This window comes from Microbacterium sp. NPDC091382 (assembly GCF_044757025.1).
GTDB lineage: Bacteria > Actinomycetota > Actinomycetes > Actinomycetales > Microbacteriaceae > Microbacterium.
Genome location: NZ_JBIVUD010000002.1, coordinates 545,747 through 569,895, shown reverse-complemented (window position 1 = coordinate 569,895; position 24,149 = coordinate 545,747). Strand labels below are relative to the sequence as shown.

General features: G+C 69.2%; 23 protein-coding genes, 3 tRNA genes and 1 other RNA gene. 14 read left to right on the top strand and 13 right to left on the bottom strand.

All coding sequences use genetic code 11. The features are described from left to right. Entirely contained in the window at positions 1 to 567 is a 567-nt protein-coding gene (locus ACIQLK_RS10250; RefSeq protein ID WP_400364666.1) for an AAA family ATPase, read from the bottom strand. A gap of 59 nt (positions 568 to 626) precedes the next feature. On the opposite strand from ACIQLK_RS10250, the gene ACIQLK_RS10245 reads away from it, so the two are divergent. Beyond that, entirely contained in the window at positions 627 to 1,304 is a 678-nt protein-coding gene (locus ACIQLK_RS10245; protein WP_400364665.1) for a DsbA family protein, read from the top strand. Positions 1,305 to 1,374: 70 nt separating this feature from the next. Here the strand turns inward: ACIQLK_RS10245 and ACIQLK_RS10240 are convergent, their stop codons facing one another. Next, on the bottom strand, positions 1,375 to 1,869 hold the full coding sequence (locus ACIQLK_RS10240) for a glutathione peroxidase (RefSeq protein WP_400364663.1): 495 nt from the start codon (positions 1,867 to 1,869) through the stop codon (positions 1,375 to 1,377). A 63-nt stretch (positions 1,870 to 1,932) separates the two neighbouring features. On the opposite strand from ACIQLK_RS10240, the gene dusB reads away from it, so the two are divergent. The 5 genes from dusB (at position 1,933) to ACIQLK_RS10215 (ending at position 7,378) form a co-directional block, all read left to right on the top strand. Next, positions 1,933 to 3,093, top strand: coding sequence for a tRNA dihydrouridine synthase DusB (dusB, locus tag ACIQLK_RS10235; protein WP_400364922.1), 1,161 nt, complete (start codon positions 1,933 to 1,935; stop codon positions 3,091 to 3,093). Beyond that, positions 3,083 to 4,462 carry a deoxyguanosinetriphosphate triphosphohydrolase gene (locus ACIQLK_RS10230; protein ID WP_400364661.1) on the top strand — a complete coding sequence of 460 codons (1,380 nt, stop codon included), beginning with the start codon at positions 3,083 to 3,085 and terminating at the stop codon, positions 4,460 to 4,462. Before dusB ends, ACIQLK_RS10230 begins: the two co-directional genes overlap by 11 nt. After that, on the top strand, positions 4,462 to 6,312 hold the full coding sequence (gene dnaG, locus ACIQLK_RS10225) for a DNA primase (protein ID WP_400364659.1): 1,851 nt from the start codon (positions 4,462 to 4,464) through the stop codon (positions 6,310 to 6,312). The genes ACIQLK_RS10230 and dnaG overlap by 1 nt, the downstream gene beginning before the upstream one ends. A 161-nt stretch (positions 6,313 to 6,473) precedes the next feature. Then, entirely contained in the window at positions 6,474 to 7,241 is a 768-nt protein-coding gene (locus ACIQLK_RS10220) for an ATP-binding cassette domain-containing protein (RefSeq protein ID WP_400364657.1), read from the top strand. Positions 7,242 to 7,302: 61 nt separating this feature from the next. Beyond that, a tRNA-Asn gene (locus tag ACIQLK_RS10215) sits at positions 7,303 to 7,378 on the top strand. Positions 7,379 to 7,419: 41 nt separating this feature from the next. Here the strand turns inward: ACIQLK_RS10215 and ACIQLK_RS10210 are convergent. Beyond that, the gene (locus ACIQLK_RS10210) at positions 7,420 to 7,830 is read right to left on the bottom strand and encodes a hypothetical protein (protein ID WP_400364656.1); all 411 of its coding nucleotides are present in this window, start codon (positions 7,828 to 7,830) and stop codon (positions 7,420 to 7,422) included. Between the two features lie 72 nt (positions 7,831 to 7,902). On the opposite strand from ACIQLK_RS10210, the gene ACIQLK_RS10205 reads away from it, so the two are divergent. Then, complete coding sequence (locus tag ACIQLK_RS10205; RefSeq protein ID WP_400364654.1) at positions 7,903 to 8,682, top strand: DUF4328 domain-containing protein; 780 nt, start codon at positions 7,903 to 7,905, stop codon at positions 8,680 to 8,682. A gap of 3 nt (positions 8,683 to 8,685) precedes the next feature. Here ACIQLK_RS10205 and ACIQLK_RS10200 read toward each other — a convergent pair whose 3' ends face one another. Next, entirely contained in the window at positions 8,686 to 9,075 is a 390-nt protein-coding gene (locus ACIQLK_RS10200; RefSeq protein ID WP_400364652.1) for an ester cyclase, read from the bottom strand. Between the two features lie 10 nt (positions 9,076 to 9,085). Then, complete coding sequence (gene def / locus ACIQLK_RS10195) at positions 9,086 to 9,652, bottom strand: peptide deformylase (protein ID WP_400364651.1); 567 nt, start codon at positions 9,650 to 9,652, stop codon at positions 9,086 to 9,088. 41 nt (positions 9,653 to 9,693) lie between these two features. Here def and ACIQLK_RS10190 point away from each other — a divergent pair, with 41 nt between their 5' ends. Together ACIQLK_RS10190 and ACIQLK_RS10185 are read left to right on the top strand one after the other, a co-directional pair. Next, complete coding sequence (locus ACIQLK_RS10190; protein ID WP_400364649.1) at positions 9,694 to 10,770, top strand: DMT family transporter; 1,077 nt, start codon at positions 9,694 to 9,696, stop codon at positions 10,768 to 10,770. Positions 10,771 to 10,784: 14 nt separating this feature from the next. After that, positions 10,785 to 10,858, top strand: a tRNA-Ile gene (locus tag ACIQLK_RS10185). Positions 10,859 to 10,874: 16 nt separating this feature from the next. Here the strand turns inward: ACIQLK_RS10185 and ACIQLK_RS10180 are convergent. Then, positions 10,875 to 11,009 carry a hypothetical protein gene (locus ACIQLK_RS10180; protein WP_400364647.1) on the bottom strand — a complete coding sequence of 45 codons (135 nt, stop codon included), beginning with the start codon at positions 11,007 to 11,009 and terminating at the stop codon, positions 10,875 to 10,877. 200 nt (positions 11,010 to 11,209) lie between these two features. Between ACIQLK_RS10180 and ACIQLK_RS10175 the strand changes: the two genes are divergently transcribed. Beyond that, entirely contained in the window at positions 11,210 to 11,713 is a 504-nt protein-coding gene (locus tag ACIQLK_RS10175) for a DUF3145 domain-containing protein (protein WP_065570645.1), read from the top strand. Between the two features lie 185 nt (positions 11,714 to 11,898). On the opposite strand, the gene ACIQLK_RS10170 is transcribed toward ACIQLK_RS10175, so the two are convergent. The 6 genes from ACIQLK_RS10170 to aceE all read right to left on the bottom strand — a co-directional run bounded on the left by ACIQLK_RS10170 (position 11,899) and on the right by aceE (position 19,446). Beyond that, the gene (locus tag ACIQLK_RS10170) at positions 11,899 to 13,137 is read right to left on the bottom strand and encodes a beta-ketoacyl-[acyl-carrier-protein] synthase family protein (protein WP_400364644.1); all 1,239 of its coding nucleotides are present in this window, start codon (positions 13,135 to 13,137) and stop codon (positions 11,899 to 11,901) included. Between the two features lie 50 nt (positions 13,138 to 13,187). After that, positions 13,188 to 13,436 carry an acyl carrier protein gene (locus ACIQLK_RS10165; protein ID WP_124293295.1) on the bottom strand — a complete coding sequence of 83 codons (249 nt, stop codon included), beginning with the start codon at positions 13,434 to 13,436 and terminating at the stop codon, positions 13,188 to 13,190. Positions 13,437 to 13,505: 69 nt separating this feature from the next. After that, a complete protein-coding gene (locus ACIQLK_RS10160; protein ID WP_400364642.1) occupies positions 13,506 to 14,507 on the bottom strand; it encodes a beta-ketoacyl-ACP synthase III in 1,002 nt (333 codons plus the stop codon). Further along, the gene (locus ACIQLK_RS10155) at positions 14,504 to 15,421 is read right to left on the bottom strand and encodes an ACP S-malonyltransferase (protein ID WP_400364641.1); all 918 of its coding nucleotides are present in this window, start codon (positions 15,419 to 15,421) and stop codon (positions 14,504 to 14,506) included. Before ACIQLK_RS10155 ends, ACIQLK_RS10160 begins: the two co-directional genes overlap by 4 nt. Positions 15,422 to 15,508: 87 nt before the next feature. After that, positions 15,509 to 16,711 (bottom strand): PucR family transcriptional regulator, encoded by a 1,203-nt coding sequence (locus ACIQLK_RS10150; RefSeq protein ID WP_400364639.1) that lies wholly within the window; start codon positions 16,709 to 16,711, stop codon positions 15,509 to 15,511. Between the two features lie 8 nt (positions 16,712 to 16,719). Further along, complete coding sequence (gene aceE / locus ACIQLK_RS10145; RefSeq protein WP_400364638.1) at positions 16,720 to 19,446, bottom strand: pyruvate dehydrogenase (acetyl-transferring), homodimeric type; 2,727 nt, start codon at positions 19,444 to 19,446, stop codon at positions 16,720 to 16,722. A gap of 150 nt (positions 19,447 to 19,596) precedes the next feature. Between aceE and ACIQLK_RS10140 the strand changes: the two genes are divergently transcribed. Continuing rightward, positions 19,597 to 19,672 (top strand) — tRNA-Val (locus ACIQLK_RS10140). Positions 19,673 to 19,692: 20 nt separating this feature from the next. On the opposite strand, the gene ACIQLK_RS10135 is transcribed toward ACIQLK_RS10140, so the two are convergent. After that, on the bottom strand, positions 19,693 to 21,192 hold the full coding sequence (locus ACIQLK_RS10135) for an amino acid permease (protein ID WP_400364636.1): 1,500 nt from the start codon (positions 21,190 to 21,192) through the stop codon (positions 19,693 to 19,695). Positions 21,193 to 21,299: 107 nt separating this feature from the next. On the opposite strand from ACIQLK_RS10135, the gene ACIQLK_RS10130 reads away from it, so the two are divergent. The 3 genes from ACIQLK_RS10130 (at position 21,300) to rnpB (ending at position 24,144) form a co-directional block, all read left to right on the top strand. After that, positions 21,300 to 22,031, top strand: coding sequence for a zinc ribbon domain-containing protein (locus ACIQLK_RS10130; protein WP_400364634.1), 732 nt, complete (start codon positions 21,300 to 21,302; stop codon positions 22,029 to 22,031). Beyond that, positions 21,989 to 23,752: a bifunctional 3'-5' exonuclease/DNA polymerase gene (locus ACIQLK_RS10125; RefSeq protein WP_400364632.1), complete on the top strand. Its 1,764-nt coding sequence runs from the start codon at positions 21,989 to 21,991 to the stop codon at positions 23,750 to 23,752. Before ACIQLK_RS10130 ends, ACIQLK_RS10125 begins: the two co-directional genes overlap by 43 nt. 31 nt (positions 23,753 to 23,783) lie before the next feature. Beyond that, an RNA gene (gene rnpB, locus ACIQLK_RS10120) (RNase P RNA component class A) lies at positions 23,784 to 24,144 on the top strand. Positions 24,145 to 24,149 lie beyond the last annotated feature (5 nt).

Here is a 24,149-nt window from a genome sequence, read left to right as displayed (position 1 = left end):
TCAGCGGGATGCGTCCACCGCCGCTCCCGCGAGCCACCGGTCGACTTCGCGGGGGTGCGTCAGGTGCACGACGGGCAGGTCGTACTCGGCGGCGGCCACCGGCATCCGCGTCTTCCAGGTCGCATGCGTGCGCATCTCCCACCGGAGGATGTGACCGGGGTCGCGGATGACGGTCCACAGGGGCGGCTCGACGTTGCCGTTCCACAGCTGTTCCCGACGGATGCGGCGGCGCAGGGTGCGACGGAGCAGCCGCGCACGGGCGATCCGGCGCGGCAGGTCGAGCCAGACCGCGAGGTCGGCGCGCTCGCCGAGGAGCTGACCGCCGCCGGAGCCGAAGTAGTTCCATTCCGACACCCAGCGCTCGCCGTCCGCCACACGACGCACGTCGTCGAGGAACTCGGGCCGCGTCGTCCATCCCTGACCGTGGAAGAGCGAGTCCAGTTCGGTGTACTCGAGACGCCACAGCTCCGCCAGCGTGCGGGCCAGCGTCGACTTGCCGACGCCGGTGGTCCCGGCGATCACGACGCGCTGCGGGCGGAACGGGAGCGGATCGTCTGCCGAAAGCATCCCGCCAGCCTAGGAGGGGCGCGGGAATAGCGCGAGGGCGGGTCGGCGTTGCAGCGGGTGTGACCGAACCCATCAAGATCGACGTGTGGAGCGACATCGCCTGCCCGTGGTGCTACATCGGAAAGCGCAACCTCGAGACCGGGCTGGCCGAGACGGCCTCGGACGCCGACGCCCCCCGCGTCGAGGTGACCTTCCACTCCTACGAACTGTCCCCGGACACCCCGGTCGATTTCGACGGAACCGAGATCGACTTCCTCTCGCACTACAAGGGGATGCCGGCAGACCAGGTGCAGCAGATGCTCGACCGCGTCACCGGTGTCGCCGCCGACGCCGGGCTCGGCTACCGCTTCGACATCCTGAAGCACACCAACACGGTCAAGGCCCACGAGCTGCTGCACTTCGCGAAGGAGCAGGGCCGGCAGAAGGAGATGACCGAGCGTCTCATGTCGGCCTACTTCACCGAGGGCCGCCACGTCGGCAGGATCGACGACTTGGTCGCGCTCGCCGGTGAGGCCGGGCTCGACGCCGGCGCGGCACGCGAAGCGCTGGAGTCCGGCCGCTACCTCGAGGCGGTGCGGGCGGACCAGGCGCAGGCACAGGCCTACGGCATCCAGGGCGTGCCGTTCTTCGTCATCGACGGCAAGTACGGCGTGAGCGGCGCTCAGCCGGCTGCGGCGTTCGCGCAGATCGCCCGTCAGGTGTGGGCCGAGCGCGCGGAGCAGCCCGCCGCGAGCTGATCCCTCTCTGCGACGAAGGCCGCATCCCTGATCGGGGATGCGGCCTTCGCGGTTCGCGGTTCGTGCGATCTCAGGCCAGAGCCTTCTCGATCGCCGAGATCACCTCGGGCTCGTCGGGCTTGGTCTGCGGGCGGAAGCGGTGCAATTCGCCGTCGCGCGTCACCAGGAACTTCTCGAAGTTCCACATGACGGGGCCTTTGGCGCGCTCCGCGTTGGGGGTCTTCTTCAGCGCCTTGTAGAGCGGGGCGGCGTGGGAGCCGTTGACGCGCACCTTGTCCATGATGGGGAACGTGATGCCCCAGTTGACGGCGCAGTAATCGAGGATCTCCTCCATCGACCCCGGCTCCTGTCCCATGAACTGGTTGCAGGGGAAGCCGATCACCTGCAGACCCTGGGCGCCGTACTGCTTCTGCAGCTCCTCGAGCTGTTCGTACTGAGGAGCCAGTCCGCACTTGGACGCGACGTTCACGATGAGGAACGCCTTGTCACCGAAGTCGCCGAGAGTCGCCTCCTTCCCGTCTGCAGTGGTGAACGGGATCTCTCGCAGGGAGGGGGTGTCGGTCATCTCTCCACGATAGGACTCGCGCAGATGCCCGATGCGCTCGCCGTCTGGGAGAATGTGAAGGATATGTCCACGACCCTCGCTCCGCCCGCGCCCCTGCGCATCGGCCCCATCACCCTCGACGCGCCCGTCGTGCTGGCACCCATGGCGGGCATCACCAACACCGCCTTCCGACGCCTGTGCCGCGAGTACGGCGCCGGCCTCTACGTCAGCGAGATGATCACCACTCGCGCGCTCGTCGAGCGGAACGCGACGACGATGCGCCTGATCCGCCACCACGAGTCCGAGACGCCGCGGTCGATCCAGCTCTACGGCGTGGATCCCGCGACGGTCGAGGCAGCCGTGCGCGTCATCGTCGAAGAGGATCACGCCGACCATGTCGACCTCAACTTCGGCTGCCCCGTCCCGAAGGTGACCCGCAAGGGCGGCGGCGCGGCTCTGCCCTGGAAGACGGAACTGTTCCGCGAGATCGTCGAGCGCGCCGCGAAGGCGGCGGGTCCGGTCCCGCTGACGGTGAAGATGCGCAAGGGCATCGACTCGGATCACCTCACCTACCTCGAGGCCGGCCGGATCGCCGAGGGCGCGGGCGTCGCCGCCGTCGCTCTGCACGCGCGCACGGCATCCGAGTTCTACTCGGGGCACGCCGACTGGTCGGCCATCACCAAGCTCAAGGAGACGGTCACGAGCGTGCCGGTCCTCGGCAACGGCGACATCTGGTCGGCCGACGACGCCCGTCGGATGATGACCGAGACCGGGTGCGACGGCGTCGTCGTCGGACGCGGATGCCTCGGCCGTCCCTGGCTCTTCGGCGATCTCGCGCGCGAGCTCGGCACCGGCCACGCAGCTGATCCGGTCGATGCGACACTCGGGTTCGTCGCTGCGGCCTTCCGACGCCACGCGGAACTCCTCGTGGAGTTCTTCGAGAGCGAGGACCGCGGATGCCGCGACATCCGCAAGCATGTCGCCTGGTACTTCAAGGGGTACCCGGTGGGCGGCGACCTGCGCGCGAAGCTCGCGACGGTGTCGAGCCTGGACGAGATCGACGAGCTGCTCGCCACGCTCGACCTCGAGGCGCCGTACCCCGGCGCGGCCGCCGAGGGTCAGCGCGGTCGCGCGGGGACGCCGAAGCGGCCGGCCCTGCCCGATGGCTGGTTGGACTCGCGCGAGATCGGACACGCGGCATCCACCGCCCTCGCCGATGCGGAGCTCGACACCAGTGGCGGCTGAGACGGTGATCGGCGCGAGCGTGGGGGTCGCCGCCGGACGTCCCACGGGTTACGACGACCACGACGCTGAACGGTTCCACCCCGAGAAGCACCGTTCCCTCCGCGACGGCTTCGCCCGAGACCGCGCGCGGGTGCTGCACTCGGCGGGATTCCGTCGGCTCGCGGCCAAGACCCAGGTGCTGAGCCCGGCGAGTCCTGACGATTTCGCGCGCAACCGACTGACGCACTCGCTCGAGGTGGCGCAGGTCGGTCGTGAGCTGGCGATCGCGCTTGAGCTGTCTCCCGACGTCGTGGACACCGCTTGCCTCAGCCACGACCTCGGACATCCGCCCTTCGGGCACAACGGCGAGCGGGCGCTCAACGAGTGGGCCGAGGACATCGGCGGCTTCGAAGGCAACGCGCAGTCGCTGCGCATCCTGGCGCGGCTCGAGCCGAAGGTCGTCGACGACGACGGTGAGAGCTTCGGCCTCAACCTGACCCGCGCGAGCCTGGATGCCACGTGCAAGTACCCGTGGACGGCCGATCACGCGATCCCCGACCCGGGCGGACGGCAGAAGTTCGGCGTCTACGCCGAGGACGAGGCGATCTTCCGCTGGATGCGGCAGGGGGCGCCCGGCCGGGTGCGGTGCATAGAAGCCGAGGTCATGGACCTCTCCGACGACATCGCATACTCGGTGCATGATTTCGAGGACGCGGTGCTCAACGGCTACCTCGACCCTCGTCGCCTCGCCGACAGCCGTGAGCGCGAGTCGCTGCTGACGGCGATCCAGTCGTGGGTGGGCCTCGGCTTCAGCCGTGACGAGCTCGCCGACGCGCTCTACCGGCTGGTGCGGCTCCCCGAGTGGATGACGGAGTTCGACGGAACGCGCGCGTCCGTCGCGCGTCTGAAGAACCTGACCTCGGACTTCATCGGTCGCTTCGCCAGGGCGGCGACGGCCGCGACGCGCGAGCACTACGACACCCCGGCGCTGACGCGCTATCGGGGACGCATGATCGTCCCGCGCGTGATCGAGGCCGAGATGGCGGTCCTGAAGGGGACGATCGGCGCCTTCGTCGTGTCCATCGACGGCCGGAAGGGCCTCTACAAGGAGCAACGCCGGGTGCTGAAGCGGTTGGCGTCGGCCCTCCTCGAGCGTCCCGAGCACCTCGACCGCGTGCACGCCGTGGACTTCGCCGCGGCGCAGACGGATGCCGAGCGCAAACGTGTCGTCGTCGACCAGGTGGCGACGCTGACCGACCGGTTCGCGATCGAATGGCACTCCGCGCTCGTGGGGCCGGTCGACCTCCGGGAACTCGGCCTGTGGCCGGCGGGGTCGCGGGTCGTCGCTAACCCCGGGTATGCGCTGCCCGAACCGATCGAAGGTCTCTGATGGCCCGCATCCGTCACGCCGACGTCGATGAGGTGAAGGCGCGCACCAACATCGTCGACATCGTCGGTGAGCGGGTGGCGCTGAAGTCCGCCGGCGTCGGGTCGATGAAGGGGCTGTGCCCGTTCCACGACGAGCGGAGCCCCAGCTTCAACGTCCGACCACAGGCCGGGTACTACCACTGCTTCGGATGCGGCGAGTCGGGCGACGTCTACTCGTTCCTGCGCGCTATGGACCATCTGACCTTCACCGAGGCCGTCGAGCGCCTCGCCGCCCGCATCGGCTACCAGCTGCACTACGAGGACGGCGGTGCCGCCCCCGAGACGAGCGGCCGCACACGCCTGTACCAGGCGAACACCGCCGCTGCCGAGTACTTCCGCGCGCAGCTCGCGACGGCCGAGGCGGATGCCGGGCGTCGATTCCTGGGCGAGCGGGGATTCGACGCCGGTGCCGCGGCGCATTTCGGTGTCGGATACGCGCCCAAGGGCTGGAACAACATGCGCGATGCGCTCCGCGCGCAGGGGTTCAGCGACGAGGAGCTCGCGACGGCGGGGCTCGTCTCACAGGGACAGCGAGGCGTCTACGACCGGTTCCGCGGGCGCGTGGTCTGGCCGATCCGCGACCTCACCGGTCAGACGATCGGCTTCGGCGCGCGCAAGCTCTACGACGACGATCAGGGGCCGAAGTACCTGAACACCCCCGAGACGCCGATCTACAAGAAGGCGCAGGTCCTGTACGGCCTCGACCTCGCGAAGAAAGACGTCTCGCGGTCGCACCGCGTCGTGGTGGTCGAGGGCTACACCGACGTCATGGCGTGCCATCTCGCCGGAATCACGACCGCGATCGCCACGTGCGGGACGGCGTTCGGTTCGGACCACATCACCGTTCTTCGCCGCGTGATGGGTGACGACAGCGCGGCGGGCGAAGTGATCTTCACCTTCGATCCGGATGCCGCCGGTCAGAAGGCGGCCTTGCGTGCGTTCGCGGACGAGAAGCGTTTCGCCGCGCAGACGTACGTCGCAGTCGCGCCGGACGGGCTCGATCCGTGCGACCTGCGGCTGAATCGCGGCGACGGCGCCGTGCGGGCGCTGATGGACGCCAAGGCGCCCATGTTCGAGTTCGTCATCGACCAGAAGCTCGCCGGGTTCGATCTGCGCAGCGTCGAGGGTCGCGTGGGCGCCCTGCGCGCTGCCGCGCCGATCGTCGCCGAGATCCGGGACCCGTCGCTGAGGCCGGGCTACACGCGCGTTCTGGCGCGCAAGCTCGGCATGGACCTCGGTGAGGTGACGCCGTCCGTGGAACGCGCCGCGCGCGGACCTCACGCGCCCCGTGACCGGGATCGCGCCCCCGCCCAGACGCAGGATGACGCGTCCGCGACGGTTCGGGTGACGATGGCGAGTCTGCCGCGCACCGCCAGCACGACCCTCGAACGGGACGCGTTGATGGGCGTCCTCCAGTACGGTCATGTGCTGGATGCCGCCGAGGTGGATGCCGCTCTCCAGATCCCCATGGAGCACCCGGCGCTGGAGGCGGTCCGCCAATCCGTCGTCGCGCAACCGGATCGATCCCGCGTGGGATGGTCGACGGCGGCGGTCGATGCAACGCGGGAGCCGTACCGAGGGCTCGCCGCCGAGCTGCTGACATCGTCCTTCCCTGCGCTGACGGAGCTCGAAGCGAAGACGTCCGCTCGCGCGATGTGCCAGCGCCTGCGGCTTCGGGCGCTGGACCGTGAAAAGGCCGAGCTTCTCGGCGAGGTCCAGCGGGTGTCTCCGGAGTCGGAGCAGGGGCGCGCAGTCCGCGTCGCGCTCCGCGACCTGGATCAGCGACGTCGCACATTGGCCGACTCGATCTGAGCGGCGGACGGCCCGGCAGCAGCAGATCGGGGAACACGTCCGCGGACCTGATCTGGCGAAGGCCCGTCGGTCTGGAACAATCATCCGACCTCCCTCCGTCTGCGGTCGGAGCGTCGGCGACCGACTGGCATCCCGTGCTCGGAAGGATGAGGATGGATCGCATGCCTCGAGTGACTGATCCGGATGCCGCGATCTCCTGTTCGGACCTGTCGATCGCCCGAATCTCCGCCGACACGCGGGTCGTCGACGGTGTTTCGCTACGCGTCATGCCCGGCGAGGCGGTCGCAGTGATGGGGGCGACGGGGTCGGGGAAGTCCAGCCTCGCCTCCGGACTCGCGGGTGCTGATCACCGGGACCTCCGCATCGTCGGCGGCACAGGGGAGGTCGCGGGGGTCTCCCTGCGTGCCCGTGGTCGCGCGCGCCGCATCCGCAGCTACCGGACCGGCCACCTCGCGCAGGGAGTCAACTCCGCGCTGCCGTCGAGGATGACGATCTCCGAGATCGTTGCCGAGCCCATCACCGCGCGCGACCGCCGCGTCAACGAGCGCGCACTCGCGCTCCGTGTCGCCGCTCTGCTGGACGAGCTCCAGTTGCCCATCGGCGCTTCGGAGAAATATCCCTACGAGCTCAGTTCCGGTATGCGCCAGCGCGTTGCGATCGCGCGGAGCCTCGTCCTCGACCCGACGGTCCTCATCGCCGACGAGCCCTATGCGAACCTCGATGTGGACGTCCGTCCCGCCGTCCGCGACGCGCTGCTGCGTCGCACCGAAGAGGGGATGGCCCTGCTGGTCGTGACGAATGAGCGAGAGCTCGTGACCGATCTGGGCGCTCAGGTCCTCATCCTGCGCGCCGGACACCCCGTCGGTGTCGGGCGGGCTCTGGATGACGTCCTCTGGACCCCCGATGAGGCGACACGCATCGGTGGCTGATGTCACGAGCACCCCTCGGGCTTTGCTACGATTGTGTGGTTGCCCGGTGAGGGGTGACTGATCCTCGGTAGCTCAATTGGCAGAGCAATCGGCTGTTAACCGATAGGTTCTTGGTTCGAGTCCAAGCCGGGGAGCCACGGAGAAGCCCGGACCTCGCGAGGTCCGGGCTTCTCGTCATTCACCCGATCCGCGCTTCGATCTCGTCGGCGAGTGCCTTCACTTCCGCGTCGTCCGCCACGGCCACCAGGCCCTGGCGCTCGAACACCCAGGGAACTCCGCTGCAGGTCAATGCGAGGCGCCCCTTGGCGACAATCGGCCCGTAGGTCCCAGCCGAGGATGTGACTTCGACCCGGGAGAACGCGACGTCGCGGATCTGCGCGTACGGGAAGGATTCGTCATGGACCTGCCGGCCGGTCCATCCGCTCTTCCCGCGGAAGCGCAGACGCCGGTCGGTGGCGACGAGGACACCTTCGTGGGGCTGCACATGCTCCGTACGGCCGTTGGAGGTGTGAACGGCGGCGACGACCGTTTCGCCTGGGTCGAGGGACAGCTCGATCTCGGAAAGGATCTTCGTACGCGCCCGGTCCATGAGGTGACGCTACCGCGACTCGGACCCGATAGTGTGCAGAACGGACGTGACGAACACGTGGGGGGAATCACGATGACGGATCACACGAGCGCGCCGGCCGGATGGTACCCGGCCCCGCACGCGGGTAACGAGCTGCGCTACTGGAACGGCACCGAGTGGACGGCGTCCGCGCCGCCGGCAGCACCGTCCTCGTGGCCGAACCAGAGTGGTGCGACCCCGTACCCGGTCGCTCCGGCGCGCGGAGTCGTCCGCCCCCTCCGGGGCATCGCCGGCGCCACTCGGATCCTTCTCATCGTCGGTGCCGTCTTCTCGCTGCTCACCGTCGTGGTCGAGGCGTGGGGCCTCGTCGCGATCGAGGGGTTCAACCAGGGGCTCGCGGCGATCTCCGCTCTCGAGCTCTATGACACTCTGTCGGCGCCGATCAGCCTGGTATCGGGCGCCGTCCTCTTGGCGACGGGGGTCTGCTGGCTGGTGTGGCAGTACCGCGCGGCCGTCCGGATTCTCGCGATGAATCCCACTGCTACTCGCCGCTCGCCGGTCTGGCACGTCATTTCCTGGATGATCCCGGTGATCTCCTGGTGGTTCCCGTTCCAGAACGTGAAGGATCTGGTCGTCGCGTCGCGCGCCAACCTGACATCCGGCATCCTGGGCACCTGGTGGGGACTCTGGATCGCGTCGACCACCCTCGTGTCGCTTTCGGGCCGGCTCTCGTGGAACGCTGACAGCCTCTCGGACTACACGGCGGCGATGTCGACGTCGCTCCTCGGGGAGGTGCTCTCCGTGGCCGCGGTCCCGCTGGCCCTCATGGTGCTCGCCCGCACGACCGAGGCCATGGAGCCCGCCGCCCGCTGATGCTCACCCCGTGAGCTGAGCCCGGATCTCAGCGTCGCCTGAGCCGCTCGCTGCCACGATCCGGTCGCCGTGGAGTCGGAGGAACTGGAACTCGGCGACGTTCACGTGTCGGCGCGTCGCGGGCATGCCGCGCCACGACCCGGTGTGCGTACCGCTGCCGCGCAGGTGGGCGGCGATCCGATCGTCTTCGGCGACGAGCTGAATCGTCTTCCAGCGCCAGTCCGGGAAGCCATGGAAGAGGTCCGCGAGGTCGTCCAGCCATGCGTCCGCCCCCGCCGGGAGGTGGGCGCGGCGGACGGTCGGATCGAGCAGATCGCGGACGACCGTCAGATCATGTCGGTTGCAGGCGTCGAGATACTCGTCGAACCACCCGTGCAGCTCCCACGGCTCCACGCGGTGCGCCTCAGGCGTCGAGGTCGTCGACGCCCGGCATCCAACTCTGGCCCGGCTTGCCCCAGCCGCGCTTGCGCGCGATCTTCTGCGTCGTCTTCCAATCCGAGTCCGACAGGCGATCGACGTAGAGGATGCCGTTGAGGTGATCGAACTCGTGCTGCATGATCCGGGCGCGCCAGCCGTCGACGCGGATGCGGACGTCGGCGCCCTCGAGATCGGTGCCCGTGACGAGCACCTCGTCTGCGCGGCGCAGCGGGAAGCGCTCCCCGGGGAACGACAGGCATCCCTCGGATTCGTCGTCCGGGTCGGGGGAGCCGGGTTCCGGGGGAGACATCCAGAGCTCGGGATTGATGATCACGCCGCGCCACGGGGCGCCATCATCGTCCTGGTACGAGTAGGTGTAGATGCGGAGCCCCACGCCCACCTGAGGCGCCGCGAGACCGACGCCCGGGGCGGTGTCCATCGTCTCGAACATGTCGGCGACGAGGGTGCGGATCTCGTCCGTCACCTCCGGGACAGCAGCTGCGACGGAATGAAGGACGGGGTCGCCCATGATGCGAATCGGAAGTACGGCCACGTCAGAAGCCTATCCAGGCCCGCGCCGGGTATCGTCGAGGCGTGATCTACGCCGGAACCCCGATCAACGATCTCACCGACGAACTGGTGGGCGTGTTCGGCAACCCGGCGATCCTCATCGGCATCCCGCTCGCGGTCATCGGAGCCGTCTTCATGTCGTTCGGTGCGCAGTACCAGCATCGCGGCGTGCAGAAGGTCGAGAGACTGACCGCTCAAGCCGGTGTCGCAGGTCTGACCGGCGGCCAGCTCGTCCGGTTGCTGACGCGGCCATCCTGGGTCCTGGGGACCGTCATGCTCGGGCTCGCGATCGTGTGCCAGTTGGCGGCACTGTCGTTCGCGCCGCTGATCCTGGTGCAGCCCATCGGGGCGATCTCGCTGGTGATCACGACCCTCCTGAATGCCCGTATCAGCGGGCACAAGCCGACGCGGCGGTCGATCACCTCGATCGCGCTGTGCGTCGGCGGGATCTTCATCTTCGTGACCGTCGCGGCCCTCTACGCGACCGAACGCCCGATCAGCGATGGTCAGCTCCTGACGGTGCTCGGCATCCTGCTCGGGGTCGTGATCGTCCTCGGCGTCCTCTGGGGCACGCTCCGCACGCGGATGCGGGCGCTGTTCTACATCGTCGCGGCAGGCGTGGTGTACGGTTTCGTCGCCACGCTCGCGAAGGTCGTCATCAACCGCATCGCCAACGGGGATTTCGAGTGGCTCACCGTTCTCTGCGTCGTCGCTCTGATCGCGGGCACGGCGATGGGGGCCTACTTCGTTCAGACGGCCTACTCCTCGGGCCCGCCGGATCTCGTGATCGCGGGTCTCACGGTGATCGACCCGATCGTGGCCATCGTGATCGGGCTCGCGGTCCTCAACGAAGCACAGGGGGCGCCGATCGGTGCCTACATCGGCTTCGTCATCGCCGGTGCGCTGGCGGTGACGGGTGTCTTCCAGCTTGCGCGATACCACCCGCAGGTGGTGAGCGAGAGCCAGGAGATCCCCATCACGCGGGGCAGCGGCGAGGCCGACGGCAAACAGCCATCGACGGGCTCCGTCCGCATCACGGAGGCGGTGTCCAAGGTCTGGCCCGACCCGCCCGTGAAGGACGACGACCGACGCAAACGCTAGGCTCGTCTCCACAGGGGGCGGTGGCCAAGCTGGTCAAGGCAGCGGGCTCATAACCCGACGATCGTGGGTTCAAGTCCCACCCGCCCTACCGAATCGCTCGTCAATCAGTCGGCCTCGCCGACCTCGTCGCCTGCGCGCGCGGCGTCATCCTTCACTTCGTCGCTGACGGCGTCGGTGGGAGGGGCATCGTCGGCGTGGGCGTCGTCGGCATCGCGGGTGTGGGGCGTGTTGTCGCTCATGGTGTTCCTTTCGCGTGGATCTCCAGCGTGCGCTCGTGAGCTCCCGCGTGCCACGGGGTTGACGAACACGCGACGACCTGGTGTTACACGGTTGTGATTCGCGCCCCCGATGGGCGATAATGGCCGCACAACCGGATATCCGGCCAGCACTCTCCATCAGGTCGTAGGGGAAGACGTACCTGAACGAAACGGAGAGATCGATGGCCACACCTCACGCGCGCGGAGTGATCTTCATCCACTCCGCGCCACGCGCGCTGTGCCCCCACCTCGAGTGGGCTGCTGGTCGTGCCCTCGGGCATGCCGTGAGCTTCGACTGGGCTGATCAGCCCGTCCAGCCGGGCAGCCGCCGCGCGGAGTTCTACTGGGAGGGCCCGGTGGGCAGCGGTGCGGCCCTCGCCACCGCCATGCGCGGGTGGGAGCACCTCCGGTACGAGGTGACCGAGGATCCGACGCCACGCAGCGACGGCGGTCGCTGGCTCCACACGCCGAGCCTCGGCATCCACTACGCGCAGACGGATGCCTCGGGAAACGTCGTCGTGGGGGAGGACCGCATCCGCTACGCCATGGAGATCGCCGCCGGCGACATGAGCGAGTTGCAGCGAGAACTCGACGTCGCGCTCGGTGCGTCGTGGGACGAGGAACTCGAGCCGTTCCGCCACGCGAGCGACGACGCTCCCGTCGTCTGGCTTCACAAAGTGGGTTGAGTGACAGGTGGGTTGAGACGTAATCGCACCGCACGACACTGCACGAACGAACGGGTTTTCAGGCGGGGCGCGGGGCCTCGACCGGCTTCGGACGGCTTCCCGGAGACCGGGGCGGCTACCGCCCCGCCTGATCTGAACGATGAACGCCCCCGGTGGCTTCCCGGGGGCGTTCATCGTTGCGCAGGTCAGACCGAGCGGAACGCCACCACGGCGTTGTGCCCGCCGAATCCGAACGAGTTGCTGATCGCCAGCTGATCGCCGTCTCCCAGGGCGACGGCGTCGCCCGAGAGCCGGAACGGCACAGCCGGGTCCGGCTCGGTGATGTTGATGGTCGGGGGAGCGACGCGGTCGCGGAGCGCCAGCACCGTGAACATCGCCTCGAGCGCGCCCGTGCCACCCAGGAGGTGACCCGTCGACGCCTTCGTGGCCGACACCGGCATCTCATCGACCCGGTCGCCGAAGACCGACTTCAGGGCGACGTACTCGTTCGGGTCCCCGACGGGAGTCGACGTGGCGTGCGCGTTGACATGGGTGACCTCGTCCGGCGCGGCATCCGCCATCTCCAGTGCGAGCCGGACCGCGCGCGCGGCACCGGCCCCCTCGGGGTCGTTGGCGGTGATGTGGTACGAATCGGCGGTGACACCACCGCCGACGAGCTCGGCGTAGATCTTCGCGCCGCGCGCCTTCGCGTGCGCCTCCGTCTCGAGGATGAGCACCGCGGCGCCCTCACCCATGACGAAGCCGTCGCGGTCGATGCTGCCGGGACGCGATGCGGTCTCGGGAGAGTCGTTGCGCCGCGAGAGCGCCTGCATCGAAGCGAACGACGCGATCGTGATCGGGTGGATCGCCGATTCGGTGCCACCGGCTATGACGACGTCGGCGAGACCGGCGCGCATGTGCTCGAGGGCGTTGACGAGCGACTCCGTGCTCGAGGCACACGCGCTCGCGAACGTGCGGGCGTACGCGCGCGCGCCGAAGTGCAGCGAGAGGTTCCCTGCGGCAGCGTTCGGCATGAGCATCGGGACCGTCATGGGCATGACGCGACGCGGACCCTTCTCGCGCAGGGTGTCCCATGCGTCGAGAAGCGTCCATACACCGCCGATGCCGGTGGCGAACTCGACTCCGAGGCGTTCGGGGTCCACGTCCGGCGCTCCGGCGTCCTCCCAGGCCTCTTTCGCCGCCACCATCGCGAGCTGCGACGACGGGTCGAGGCGCTTCGCGACGGGACGTTCGAGGACGGTCTCGGGCCGCACCTTGGCCTCCGCGGCGAAGGTGACGGGCAGCTGGTACTGCTCGACCCAGTCGTGCTCGAGCGTGCGGGTGCCGGACGCTCCGGCAAGGAGTGCCTCCCAGCTTTCGCCGGCCGTGCCGCCGATGGGGGAGGTCGCACCGATGCCGGTGACGAAGATTCGCGTGTTGCTCATGATTTCCTCGTGCTGCTCCGGTGGGGGCACGCCCCCACCGGACGCGCGGATCAGGCCTGGTTGGACGTGATGTAGGTGACGGCGTCGCCGACGGTCTTGAGGTTCTTGACCTCGTCGTCGGGGATGGTGACGCCGAACTTCTCCTCGGCGTTGACGACGATCGTCATCATCGAGATCGAGTCGATGTCGAGGTCGTCCGTGAACGACTTCTCGAGGGCGACCTCGTCGGCCGAGATGCCGGTCTCGTCGGTGATGAGCTCGGCCAGGCCGGCGAGGACCTCGTCGTTGGTGAATGCCATGGGATTTCTCCTTCTGTGGGGGTCGGCCCAGCCGGGCCGGTAGTCAGTTTAGGTGGGGGACGGCCGTCGTCACGGGAGGACGACGACCTGTGCGCCGAACACGAGTCCTGCGCCGAATCCGATCTGCAGGGCGAGACCGCCGCTGAGCTCGGGGTGCTCTTCCAGGAGCCGGTGCGTCGCCAGCGGAATGGATGCCGCAGACGTATTGCCCGTCGTCTCGATGTCGCGACCGATCACGACGGTGTCCGGCAGCTTCAACTGCTTCGCGAACTCGTCGATGATGCGCATGTTGGCCTGATGCGGGACGAACGCGGCCAGGTCGTCGGGCGTGATGCCCGCAGCCTCGATGGCCTGACGCGCGACCTTCACCATCTCCCAGACCGCCCAGCGGAAGACGGTCGGTCCTTCCTGTCGAAGCGTCGGCCACGGCGCGACGCCGTCGCGGAACTCCGTCAGCGTGTGGTTCATGCCCACGGCGTCGGCTTTCGACCCGTCAGACCCCCAGATGGTCGGTCCGATGCCCGGGGTCTCGCTGGGCCCGACGACGACAGCGCCCGCGCCGTCGCCCAGAAGGAACGAGATGGACCGGTCTGCGGGATCGACGACGTCGCTGAGCTTCTCGGTTCCGATGACGACGGCGTAGTGAGCCGCCCCGGCGCGGATGAGGGCGTCCGCCTGCGCGACGCCGTACGCGAATCCGGCGCACGCGGCGTTCAGGTCGTAGGCGGCCGCCGGGTTCGCGCCGACGCGGTCAGCCACGATCGCCGACACCGACGGCGTCTGCTTCGGGTTCGAGATCGTTGCAACGATGACCGCGTCGATCTTGTCAGCCGCGATGCCCGAGCGCTCGATGGCCTCTGCGGCGGCGTCGGCGGCGAGGTCGATCGCGGTTGTCCCGGCATCCGCTCGAACGCGGGTGATGATGCCGGTGCGCTGACGGATCCACTCGTCGCTCGAGTTGATCGGCTCGATCAGGTCTTCGTTGGGGACCGCGTTCTCTCCGCGTGCGGCGCCGTACGAGTAGATGCGGGTGTGGGCAGCGCCCGTCGGCTGGACCAGCTGGGGGGTCATGCGTTCTCTCCGGTCAGAAGGGCGTTCGCGGCGGTGAGGTCGTCGGGTGTCTTCACCGCAACAGACGGTACGCCGCGCAGTCCGCGCTTGGCGAGTCCGACCAGGGTGCCCGCCGGCGCGAGTTCGATGATGCCCGCGACTCCGTTCTCGGCGAACGACGCCATGCAGAGGTCCCATCGGACTGGGTTCGCCACCTGCGCGACCAGGAGATCGAGCGCGGAGCGCCCGTCCGAGACGGTGCCGCCGTCGCGGTTGCTCCAGAGCGTCAGAGAAGGATCGGATGCCGCGACCTCGGCAGCGGCTGAGCGGAGCGTATCGACGGCCGGCGCCATGTACCGCGTGTGGAACGCGCCGGCGACCTGCAGCGGGATCACGCGGCTGCCGCGCGGCGCTTCCGCGCCGAGCTCTGCGAGGGCGGGGAGCGCGCCGGCGGCCACGATCTGTCCACCGCCGTTGTAGTTGGCGGGGGTGAGGTCGAGCTCTTCGAGGCGGGCGAGGACCGTGGCCTCGTCGCCGCCGACGACGGCGCTCATCCCGGTCTCCTCGAGCCCAGCGGCCTCGGCCATGGCGCGTCCGCGGATGCCGACGAGGCGCATGCCGTCCTCCTCGGTCAGCACGCCCGCGGCTACCAGTGCCGCGATCTCTCCGACGGAGTGACCGGCGACACCGTCGGGGCGGTGACCCGCGTCGACGAGCGCGCGCCAGGAGAGGAGGCTCGCGGCGACGATGAGAGGCTGAGCGACCTTGGTGTCGCGGATGCGGTCGGCATCCCACTCGGTGCCGGCGGCGACCAGATCGACGTCGGCGTACGCGGAGTACTGCTGGAGCAGCTCACGCGTCCCGTCGGTCTCGAGCCACGGTGTGAGGAACCCGGGGGTCTGAGAGCCCTGGCCCGGGAAGACGGCGATGATCACGATGTCCATCCTTGCAAGTTCGTGGTGGCGATGCTGTTGGTCAGCGCACAAGAAAGCGCGAATCGTTTGTTCGAGTCGTACAGGTGGTCAGCTGCGGCGGAGGGCCCGGCGGCGCGTGACGTCGCCTCCGATCGAGCCGAGGATGAGCGCCGTCTGGAGGATCAGCGCCTCCCGCGGACCGGTCGCGTCCCAGCCGATGACGTCCGAGACCCGCTTGAGCCGGTAGCGGACGGTGTTGGGGTGCACGAAGAGCTCTCGAGCAGTCGCTTCGAGGGACCGGCCGTTGTCGAGGTAGCTCCACAGGGTCGTCACCAGATCGGTGGAGTGCGCCTGCAGCGGCCGGTAGATCCGCTCGATGAGGGTCGCCTTGGCCAGCGGGTCGCCGGCGAGGGCCCGCTCGGGGAGCAGGTCGTCCGCATCCACCGGACGCGGTGCGTGCCGCCAGGATTTGGCCACGGCGAAACCCGCGAGCGCCGCACGCGCGCTCGTTCCGGCGTCCAGCAGAGCGGGCGCCGTCGGACCGAGCACGAGATGACCGTTTCCGAACCCCGGTTCGAGGCGCGTGGCGATCTCGGTGAACGGGAGTTCCTCGGCATCCTCTCGTCCTGTCTGCTCCGCACGACCGATGACGAGGACCAATCGGGACCCCTGCACGCCGATCAGCACGTCGACGCCGAGCTTGCGCGCGGTGCGACGCACCTGGTCCACATCGAGCTGCGGGGGCGTCGTGCCCACGAGTACGGCGACCTCGCCGTGACCGTGCCAACCGAGCGCCGCGATCCGGCTGGGCAGCTCCTCGTCCGCTTCACCGGTGAGGATCGAGTCCACGACAAGGGCTTCGAGGCGGGCATCCCACAAGCCGCGCGCCTCCGCGGCGCGGGCGTAGACGTCCGCCGCGGCGAAGGCGACCTCACGCGAGTAGAGCAGGATGCTCTCGCGCAGTCCGTTCCCCCGTCCGGCGACGCGCTCCTCGGTCGTCTCGACGGTCACCTTGATCAGCTGGAGGGTCTGCGTGAGGCTGATGCTCCGCAACAGCTCGCGCGGCGCGGACGCGAAGACGTCGGCCGCGATCCACGGCGTCGAGTTCGGGTTGTCGTACCACTCGACGAAGGACGAGATGCCCGACTGGGCGACGAGGCCCACGGCCGACCGGCGCCCCGGAGGCATCTCGGCGTACCAGGGCAGGTACTCCTCGAGCCTCCGGAGCGTCGTCGTCGCGAGATCACCCGAGATCCGGCGGAGCCACGCGAGTGTCTCCGCCTTCTCCTGAGCGGTCGGCCGTTCGGTCATCTCGCGGGTCAGGCTTCGCCGCCCGCGTTGCCGGAGGTGCCGGCGTTCACGTCGTGCAGACGGTACTTCTCGATCGCCTGCGCCGACAGACCGCGGTCGACGACGCCGTCCTCGGCCAGCGCCTGCAGGGTGCGGACGACGATGGACGGCCCATCGATCTTGAACTGACGGCGGGCGGCCGCACGAGTGTCCGAGAAGCCGAAGCCGTCGGCGCCGAGCGTCGCGTACCGGTGGGGGATCCACTGACGGATCTGGTCCTGCACGGCGTGCATGAAGTCGCTGACGGCGACGATCGGGCCCTCCGAGTCGCGGAGCTTCTCGGTGATGTAGGCCGTCTTGGGCTCGTCGGTCGGGTGGAGGAAGTTGTGCTCGTCGGCGGCGAGACCGTCGCGGCGGAGCTCGGTCCAGCTGGTCACCGACCAGACGTCGGCCACAACGCCCCAGTCGTCCTTGAGGAGCTGCTGCGCCTCGTGGGCCCACGCGAGACCGACGCCCGATGCGAGGATCTGGGCGCGGTGGCCTTCGCCCTCTCCGCTCGACACGCGGTGGATGCCGCGGACGATGCCGTCGACATCGACGTCCTCCGGCTCCTTCGGCTGGACGATCGGCTCGTTGTAGACCGTGATGTAGTACATGACGTTGGGGTCCTCGTGCTCCCCGCCGTACATGCGCTCGAGGCCGGACTGCACGATGTGCGCGATCTCGTATCCGTAGGCCGGGTCGTACGAGACGGTCGCCGGGTTGGTCGACGCCAGCAGGTGCGAGTGGCCGTCGGCGTGCTGCAGGCCCTCACCCGTGAGGGTGGTGCGGCCGGCCGTGGCGCCGATGATGAACCCGCGTGCCATCTGGTCGCCGGCCGCCCACTGGGCGTCGCCGGTGCGCTGGAAGCCGAACATCGAGTAGAAGACGTAGACCGGGATGAGCGGCTCGCCGTGGGTCGCGTAGGACGTGCCGACACCGGTGAAGGCGGCGAGAGCGCCGGCTTCGTTGATGCCGACGTGCATGATCTGACCCTGCGGGCTCTCCTTGTAGGCCAGGAGTAGCTCGCGGTCGACGGACGTGTAGTTCTGTCCGTTCGGGTTGTAGATCTTCGCCGTCGGGAAGTACGCGTCCATACCGAACGTGCGCGCCTCGTCGGGGATGATCGGCACGATGCGGTGACCGAAGTCCTTCGTGCGCAGAAGGTCCTTCAGCAGTCGGACGAACGCCATCGTGGTGGCGACCTCCTGCGTGCCCGAGCCCTTCTTCGGCAGCGCGTAGACGCTGTCGTCGGGGAGGCTCAGCGAGGTGAACGTGCTGCGACGCTGCGGGAGCGTGCCGCCCAGCGCGCGACGACGCTCGACCATGTACTTGATGGTCTCGTCCTCGGCGCCCGGGTGGTAGTACGGCGGCTCGTACGGGTTCTCTTCGAGCTGGGCGTCCGTCAGCGGGATGTGCATCTGGTCGCGGAAGAGCTTCAGGTCGTCGAGCGTCATCTTCTTCATCTGGTGCGTCGCGTTGCGCCCCTCGAAGTGCGGACCGAGACCGTAACCCTTCACCGTCTTCGCGAGGATGACGGTCGGCTGGCCCTTGTGCTCCATGGCGGCCTTGTACGCCGCGAAGACCTTGCGGTAGTCGTGGCCGCCGCGCTTGAGGTTCCAGATCTGCTCATCGGAGTAGTCCTTGACGAGGGCGGCCGCCCGCTCGTCACGCCCGAAGAAGTGCTCGCGGACGTACGCGCCGTTCTCGGCCTTGTAGGTCTGGAAGTCACCGTCGGGTGTGCTGTTCATGAGGTTCAGCAGAGCACCCTCGGTGTCGCGGGAGAGCAGGTCGTCCCACTCGCGGCCCCAGACGACCTTGATGACGTTCCAGCCTGCGCCGCGGAAGAAGCTCTCGAGCTCCTGCACGATCTTGCCGTTGCCGCGCACGGGTCCGTCGAGTCGCTGCAGGTTGCAGTTGACGACGAAGGTCAGGTTGTCGAGGCCCTCGTTGGCGGCCACCTGAAGCTGGCCGCGGCTCTCGACCTCATCCATCTCGCCGTCGCCGAGGAAGGCCCAGACGTGCGCGTCGGAGAGATCCTTGATGCCGCGGTTGGTGAGGTACTTGTTGGTCATCGCCTGGTAGATGGCGTTGATCGGACCGAGACCCATCGAGACGGTGGGGAACTGCCAGTAGTCCGGCATGAGGCGCGGGTGCGGGTAGGAGGGGAGGCCGTGGGGTGCGGCGGATGCTTCCTGGCGGAACCCGTCGAGCTGCTGGCTCGAGAGGCCACCCTCCAGGAACGAGCGGGCGTACATGCCGGGGGAGGCGTGGCCTTGGAAGAAGACCTGGTCGCCACCGCTCTCGTGATCCGGGCCGCGGAAGAAGTGGTTGAAGCCGACCTCGTACAGCGCGGCCGACGACGCGTAGGTGGAGATGTGGCCGCCGACGCCGATGCCGGGGCGCTGCGCGCGGTGCACGGTGAGAGCGGCGTTCCAGCGGATCCAGCTGCGGTAGCGGCGCTCGACCTCTTCGTCGCCGGGGAACTCGGGCTCGCTGTCGACGGGGATCGTGTTGATGTAATCCGTCGTGGGCACCTGCGGCACATTGAGGTGCAGCTCGCGCGAGCTCTGCAGCAGGCTCAGCATGATCTCGCGGCCGCGGCTCGCTCCGCGGGCGTCGACGAGTTGACGCAGGGAGTCCTGCCACTCCGACGTCTCTTCCGGGTCGCTGTCCTGCGGGCCCTGCGAGTACGGATCCTGATCGTTGACAGTCACAAGAGGCCTTTCGTCGCCTGGCAGATCGTGCCAGGAAGGAGGGATCGAGCGAGGGCGCGCTTGTTCGCCGCGCACAACTCGCTTGTCTTCAGCCTACCCATACGGTCCCGGTGCTGGACGCCGCTGCATCCCCGTAGACTCGGTACCTCAGGGCCTTTAGCTCAGCTGGTAGAGCGCCACGTTTACACCGTGGATGTCGTCGGTTCGATCCCGGCAGGGCCCACCACCGGCATCCCACCGCTCTCCTCAGTTCCGACCGACGACCTTCGGCGTCGCAGGGTCGACGTACAGGTCGCCGCCCATACCGAGGCGGGAGTGGCGACGCGAATACGCGAAGTAGATGACGAAGCCCAGCGCCAGCCAGATGAGGAAGCGCAGCCACGTCTCGACCGTGAGGTTCAGCATCAGGTAGACGCAGACGATCACCGACAACGCCGGCAGCCACGGGTTCAGCGGGACGCGGAAGCCCCGCTGCAGGTCGGGACGGCGACGGCGCAGGACGATGACGCCGACCGACACCAGCACGAAGGCCGACAGCGTGCCGATGTTGACCATCTCCTCCAGGACGCCCACCGGGGTGAGGCCGGCGACGAGGGCGACGACGACCGTGACGATGACGGAGATCACCCACGGCGTGCGGAACCGCGGGTGGACCTTGGCGAGTCGTCTCGGGAGCAGAGCGTCGCGCGACATCGCGAAGATGATGCGGGTCGCACCGATCATCAGGGTGAGGACCACGGTCGTGAGTCCGGCCACGGCACCCGCCGAGATGACCGTGGCCATCCAGGTCTGTCCGTGGAAGGCGAATGCGTTCGCGAGGGCTGCGGCCGGGTCGAGCTTGTCGTAGGGGACCATGCCCGTCACGACGAGGGCGACCGCGCCGTAGAGGACGGTGCAGATGATCAGCGACGCGATGATGCCGATGGGCAGGTCGCGCTGCGGCCGCTTGGTCTCCTCGGCGGTCGTCGCCACGACATCGAAGCCGATGTAGGCGAAGAACACGAGGGCGGCACCGGCGAAGATGCCGCCGACGCCGAACGCGGTCGGCTCGATGCCGGAGAAGAACTGCAGAAGGGGCTGCGTCAGACCGGATGCCGTCTCGCGGGGAGCTGCATCGGGGATGAACGGGGAGTAGTTCGCCGGGTTCACGAACATGAGGCCCGCGACGATCACGAACAGGACGATGAACAGCTTGACCGCGACGAGCACCAGGTTGACCCGCAGCGACTCACGGATGCCGACGGTGATCAGCACGCCCAGGACGACGACGAGCAGCACGGCCATGAGGTCGATCGTCCCGCCGTAGCCGATCGCGGCGGGGATCGGGGCGCCGAGCTGCTCGAGGAGCGATCCGAGGTAGGCGCTCCACCCCTGCGCGACGACGCTCGCGCCGAGGAACATCTCGAGGATCAGATCCCACCCGATGATCCACGCGAACAGTTCGCCGAGGGACGCGTAGGAGAAGGTGTAGGCGGATCCCGACACGGGGACCGTCGAGGCGAACTCGGCGTAGCACATGGCGGCGAGGCCGCACGCGATCGCCGCGACGACGAAACTGATCACGATCGCAGGGCCCGCGACCTCGTGCGCGGCGCGGCCCGTGAGGGTGAAGATCCCCGCGCCGATGACGACGCCCACCCCGAAGACGGTGAGATCGAGAGCGGACAGCGACTTCTTGAGTCGGAACTCCGGCTCCTCGGTGTCGGCGATCGACTGTTCGACCGTCTTGGTGCGCAGCACGCTCATGCTGATCTCCTCCCGCGCGATTCCGGCACGCAATGCTAGTGCGTCTCGGCATCCCGTCTGAAGGCGGCGCCCCGAAGAACCTGCGGCTGAGAGGTAGGTTTGAGGGCGTGAAAGCCAGCTTTACCGACCAGCGCCGCCTCCTCGATCTCGCCGCCGCCGACATCGCCGTGCGGCGGGCGGATCACGCGCGGCAGAACCCCGCGCAAGCGGCGCGCGTGAAGGAGCTGCTGGCGGAACGCGCGACACACTCGGCAGAACTCAGCCGCCGCCTCGGTGAGCGCGACGACGCCAAGGCCGAGCTCGCGCGCATCCAGTCCGACGTCGCCGTCGTGGACGCCCGGACCGCACGCGACAATCAGCTGCTGGCATCGACGTCGAGCGCCAAGGACGCCCAGGGGCTGGAGCACGAGATCGCCTCGCTGGCCCGGCGCAAGAGCGACCTCGAGGACACCGAGCTCGCGGTCATGGAGCGCCTCGAGACGGCCGAGGCCGCAGTGGCGGAGCAGGAGGCGCTCATCGCCTCGGTGAACGAGGAGGGTTCCCGGCTGAGCGCCGAGGCGAAGGCGACAGTCGCCGAGGCGACCACGCGCCTCGACGCCGCGACGCGCGATCGAACGGCGATCGCCGCGACGCTGCCCGCCGACCTCGTCGCCCTGTACGACAGTCTCGCCGCCCGAGGCAACGGCGCCGGGCACCTGCACCGCCGCACCTGCGGCGGCTGCCACATGGTGCTCTCGGGCACCGACCTCAACGTCGTCCGCGCCGCAGCCGAAGAGGACGTCGTGACCTGCCCCGAATGCGGGTGCATCCTCGTGCGCGACGAGGACTCCGGGCTCTGACCGATCCGGGTGCCGCCGCGGACGGTCCCGTCCCGTGGATCGTCGTGGGCGCCTCCGGAGGGCGGATCGCCCTCGTCTCGCTCGACGTCGACGGCCGACCCGTCGACCGCGTGGTCGTCGATGACACCGGCCTCGCGGACCGCGTCCGACGGAGCGGCGACGCCGTCCGCTGGGTGTGGAGCGACACGTCGCACTGGTACCCGGCGCTGATCGCTGCGGGTGTCCGCGTCGCGCGGTGCCACGATCTGCGCCTCGCGCACGCGATCCTCCGCGACAGCGCGCTCGCGACTGACGCAGCGGAGGTCCGACGCGCGACGGAGTGGGATGCCGCGGCATCCGTCGCCGACAACGGCCCGAGCGCGCTCTTCGATCTCGATCCCGGCTCCCGTGAAGCGCCGCGCGACATCGACGCCGCGCTCGCGGAGTTCGCGCGGCAGCGGCGGGTGATCGCCTCCGGCGCGCCGAGCCTGCGGCTGCTGGTCGCGGCGGAGTCCGTCGGTGCGCTCGTGGCAGCCGAGATGCACGCGGCCGGCGTTCCCTGGGACGGTGCCGTCCACGACGGGATCCTCACCGGGATGCTCGGTGAGCGGGATGCCGGCGGTCGGCCACCGGGGCGGATCGTCGCCCTCGCGGCCGAGATCCGCGGTCTCCTCGGCGATCCCGGCGTCAGTCTCGACTCCCAGCCGAAGCTCCTGCGCGCGCTGCACCGCGTCGGAGTCGCCGCTGCGTCCACGAGCAAGTGGGAGCTCAGGGAGTACGACCATCCGGTCGTCGTGCCGCTCCTCGAGTACAAGCGCCTCATGCGCCTGTACACGGCGAACGGCTGGGCCTGGCGTGAGGAGTGGGCCCCCGAGGGGCGGTTCCGTCCCGTGTACGTCCCCGGCGGCGTCGTGACGGGGCGGTGGGCGTCATCGGGTGGCGGAGCGTTGCAGCTTCCGCGCCAATTGCGCCCCGCCGTCCGCGCCGACCCGGGGTGGATGCTGGTGGTCGCCGACGTCGCCCAGCTCGAGCCGCGGGTGCTCGCGGCGATGTCGCGGGATGCCGCCCTCGCCGACAGTGCGCGCGGGACCGACCTGTACGAGGGCATCGTCTCGCGAGGCGTGGTGAGCACGCGGTCCGAGGCGAAGTTCGCCCTGCTGGGGGCGATGTACGGAGCGACCACGGGGGACAGCGGGCGCCTCGTCCCCGCCCTCCGGCGCGCGTATCCGCGCGCGATGGGTCTCGTGGACGACGCGGCACGCGTGGGGGAGGACGGCGGTGTCGTCTCGACCTGGCTCGGCCGCTCCAGCCCGCGGCCGTCACCCGGGTGGCACGCGCTCCAGAGCCGGGCGGGCGATCCGGACGCCTCCGAGCCGGACCGCGCCCAGGCTCGACGCTCCGCACGCGACCGAGGCCGGTTCACGCGGAACTTCGTGGTCCAGGGCACGGCGGCGGAATGGGCGCTCGCGTGGCTCGGCGATCTGCGGGCGAGGCTCGCGCTGCTGCCGTCCGTCGGTGAGGAGGACGCCGCACGCCGGTCGGGCCCGCTTCATTCCCGACAGGCGCATCTGGCGTTCTTCCTGCACGACGAGGTCATCGTCCACACGCCGGCTGCGCACGCCGAGCAGGCTGCGGACGCAGTGCGCCTCGCCGCCGACGCGGCCACCAGGCTCCTCTTCGGCGACATCCCGCTGGACTTGCGGCTCGACCTGCAGGTGCGGATCGACGCGGCGAAGGACTGAGCGCCCGGGCGACTAGACTCGACCCCGCGAATGGGTCGGCTGGACGGTCGCGTGGCGCGAGAGCGCACCGAGGAACGTCCGGGCTCCACAGGGCAGGGCGGTGGGTAACACCCACCCGGAGCGATCCGCGAGACAGTGCCACAGAGAGCAGACCGCCCCGGTTCCGACCGGGGTAAGGGTGAAAGGGTGGTGTAAGAGACCACCGGGGTCGTGGTGACACGACCCGCACGGTAAACCTCGCCCGGAGCAAGGTCAGACAGGGGATGCCGACGCGGCCCGCCGAGTCCCCGGGTAGACCGCTGGAGCGGCGCGGCAACGTGTCGCCGAGAGAGATGACCGTCCACGGGGTTCCGACCCCCGGACAGAACCCGGCGTACAGGCCGGCCCATTCGCCCTC

What these genes read in the sequence shown, in the direction of transcription:
- ACIQLK_RS10160 (WP_400364642.1), bottom strand. Translation starts at nt 14,507, where the DNA reads ATGACCCCCCAGCTGGTCCAGCCGACGGGCGCTGCCCACACCCGCATC.
- dusB (WP_400364922.1), top strand. Translation starts at nt 1,933, where the DNA reads ATGTCCACGACCCTCGCTCCGCCCGCGCCCCTGCGCATCGGCCCCATC.
- ACIQLK_RS10135 (WP_400364636.1), bottom strand. Translation starts at nt 21,192, where the DNA reads ATGAGCGTGCTGCGCACCAAGACGGTCGAACAGTCGATCGCCGACACC.
- ACIQLK_RS10175 (WP_065570645.1), top strand. Translation starts at nt 11,210, where the DNA reads ATGGCCACACCTCACGCGCGCGGAGTGATCTTCATCCACTCCGCGCCA.
- ACIQLK_RS10125 (WP_400364632.1), top strand. Translation starts at nt 21,989, where the DNA reads ATGCGGGTGCATCCTCGTGCGCGACGAGGACTCCGGGCTCTGACCGAT.
- ACIQLK_RS10170 (WP_400364644.1), bottom strand. Translation starts at nt 13,137, where the DNA reads ATGAGCAACACGCGAATCTTCGTCACCGGCATCGGTGCGACCTCCCCC.
- ACIQLK_RS10250 (WP_400364666.1), bottom strand. Translation starts at nt 567, where the DNA reads ATGCTTTCGGCAGACGATCCGCTCCCGTTCCGCCCGCAGCGCGTCGTG.
- ACIQLK_RS10220 (WP_400364657.1), top strand. Translation starts at nt 6,474, where the DNA reads ATGCCTCGAGTGACTGATCCGGATGCCGCGATCTCCTGTTCGGACCTG.
- ACIQLK_RS10210 (WP_400364656.1), bottom strand. Translation starts at nt 7,830, where the DNA reads ATGGACCGGGCGCGTACGAAGATCCTTTCCGAGATCGAGCTGTCCCTC.
- ACIQLK_RS10150 (WP_400364639.1), bottom strand. Translation starts at nt 16,711, where the DNA reads ATGACCGAACGGCCGACCGCTCAGGAGAAGGCGGAGACACTCGCGTGG.
- ACIQLK_RS10205 (WP_400364654.1), top strand. Translation starts at nt 7,903, where the DNA reads ATGACGGATCACACGAGCGCGCCGGCCGGATGGTACCCGGCCCCGCAC.
- ACIQLK_RS10240 (WP_400364663.1), bottom strand. Translation starts at nt 1,869, where the DNA reads ATGACCGACACCCCCTCCCTGCGAGAGATCCCGTTCACCACTGCAGAC.
- ACIQLK_RS10165 (WP_124293295.1), bottom strand. Translation starts at nt 13,436, where the DNA reads ATGGCATTCACCAACGACGAGGTCCTCGCCGGCCTGGCCGAGCTCATC.
- ACIQLK_RS10180 (WP_400364647.1), bottom strand. Translation starts at nt 11,009, where the DNA reads ATGAGCGACAACACGCCCCACACCCGCGATGCCGACGACGCCCACGCC.
- dnaG (WP_400364659.1), top strand. Translation starts at nt 4,462, where the DNA reads ATGGCCCGCATCCGTCACGCCGACGTCGATGAGGTGAAGGCGCGCACC.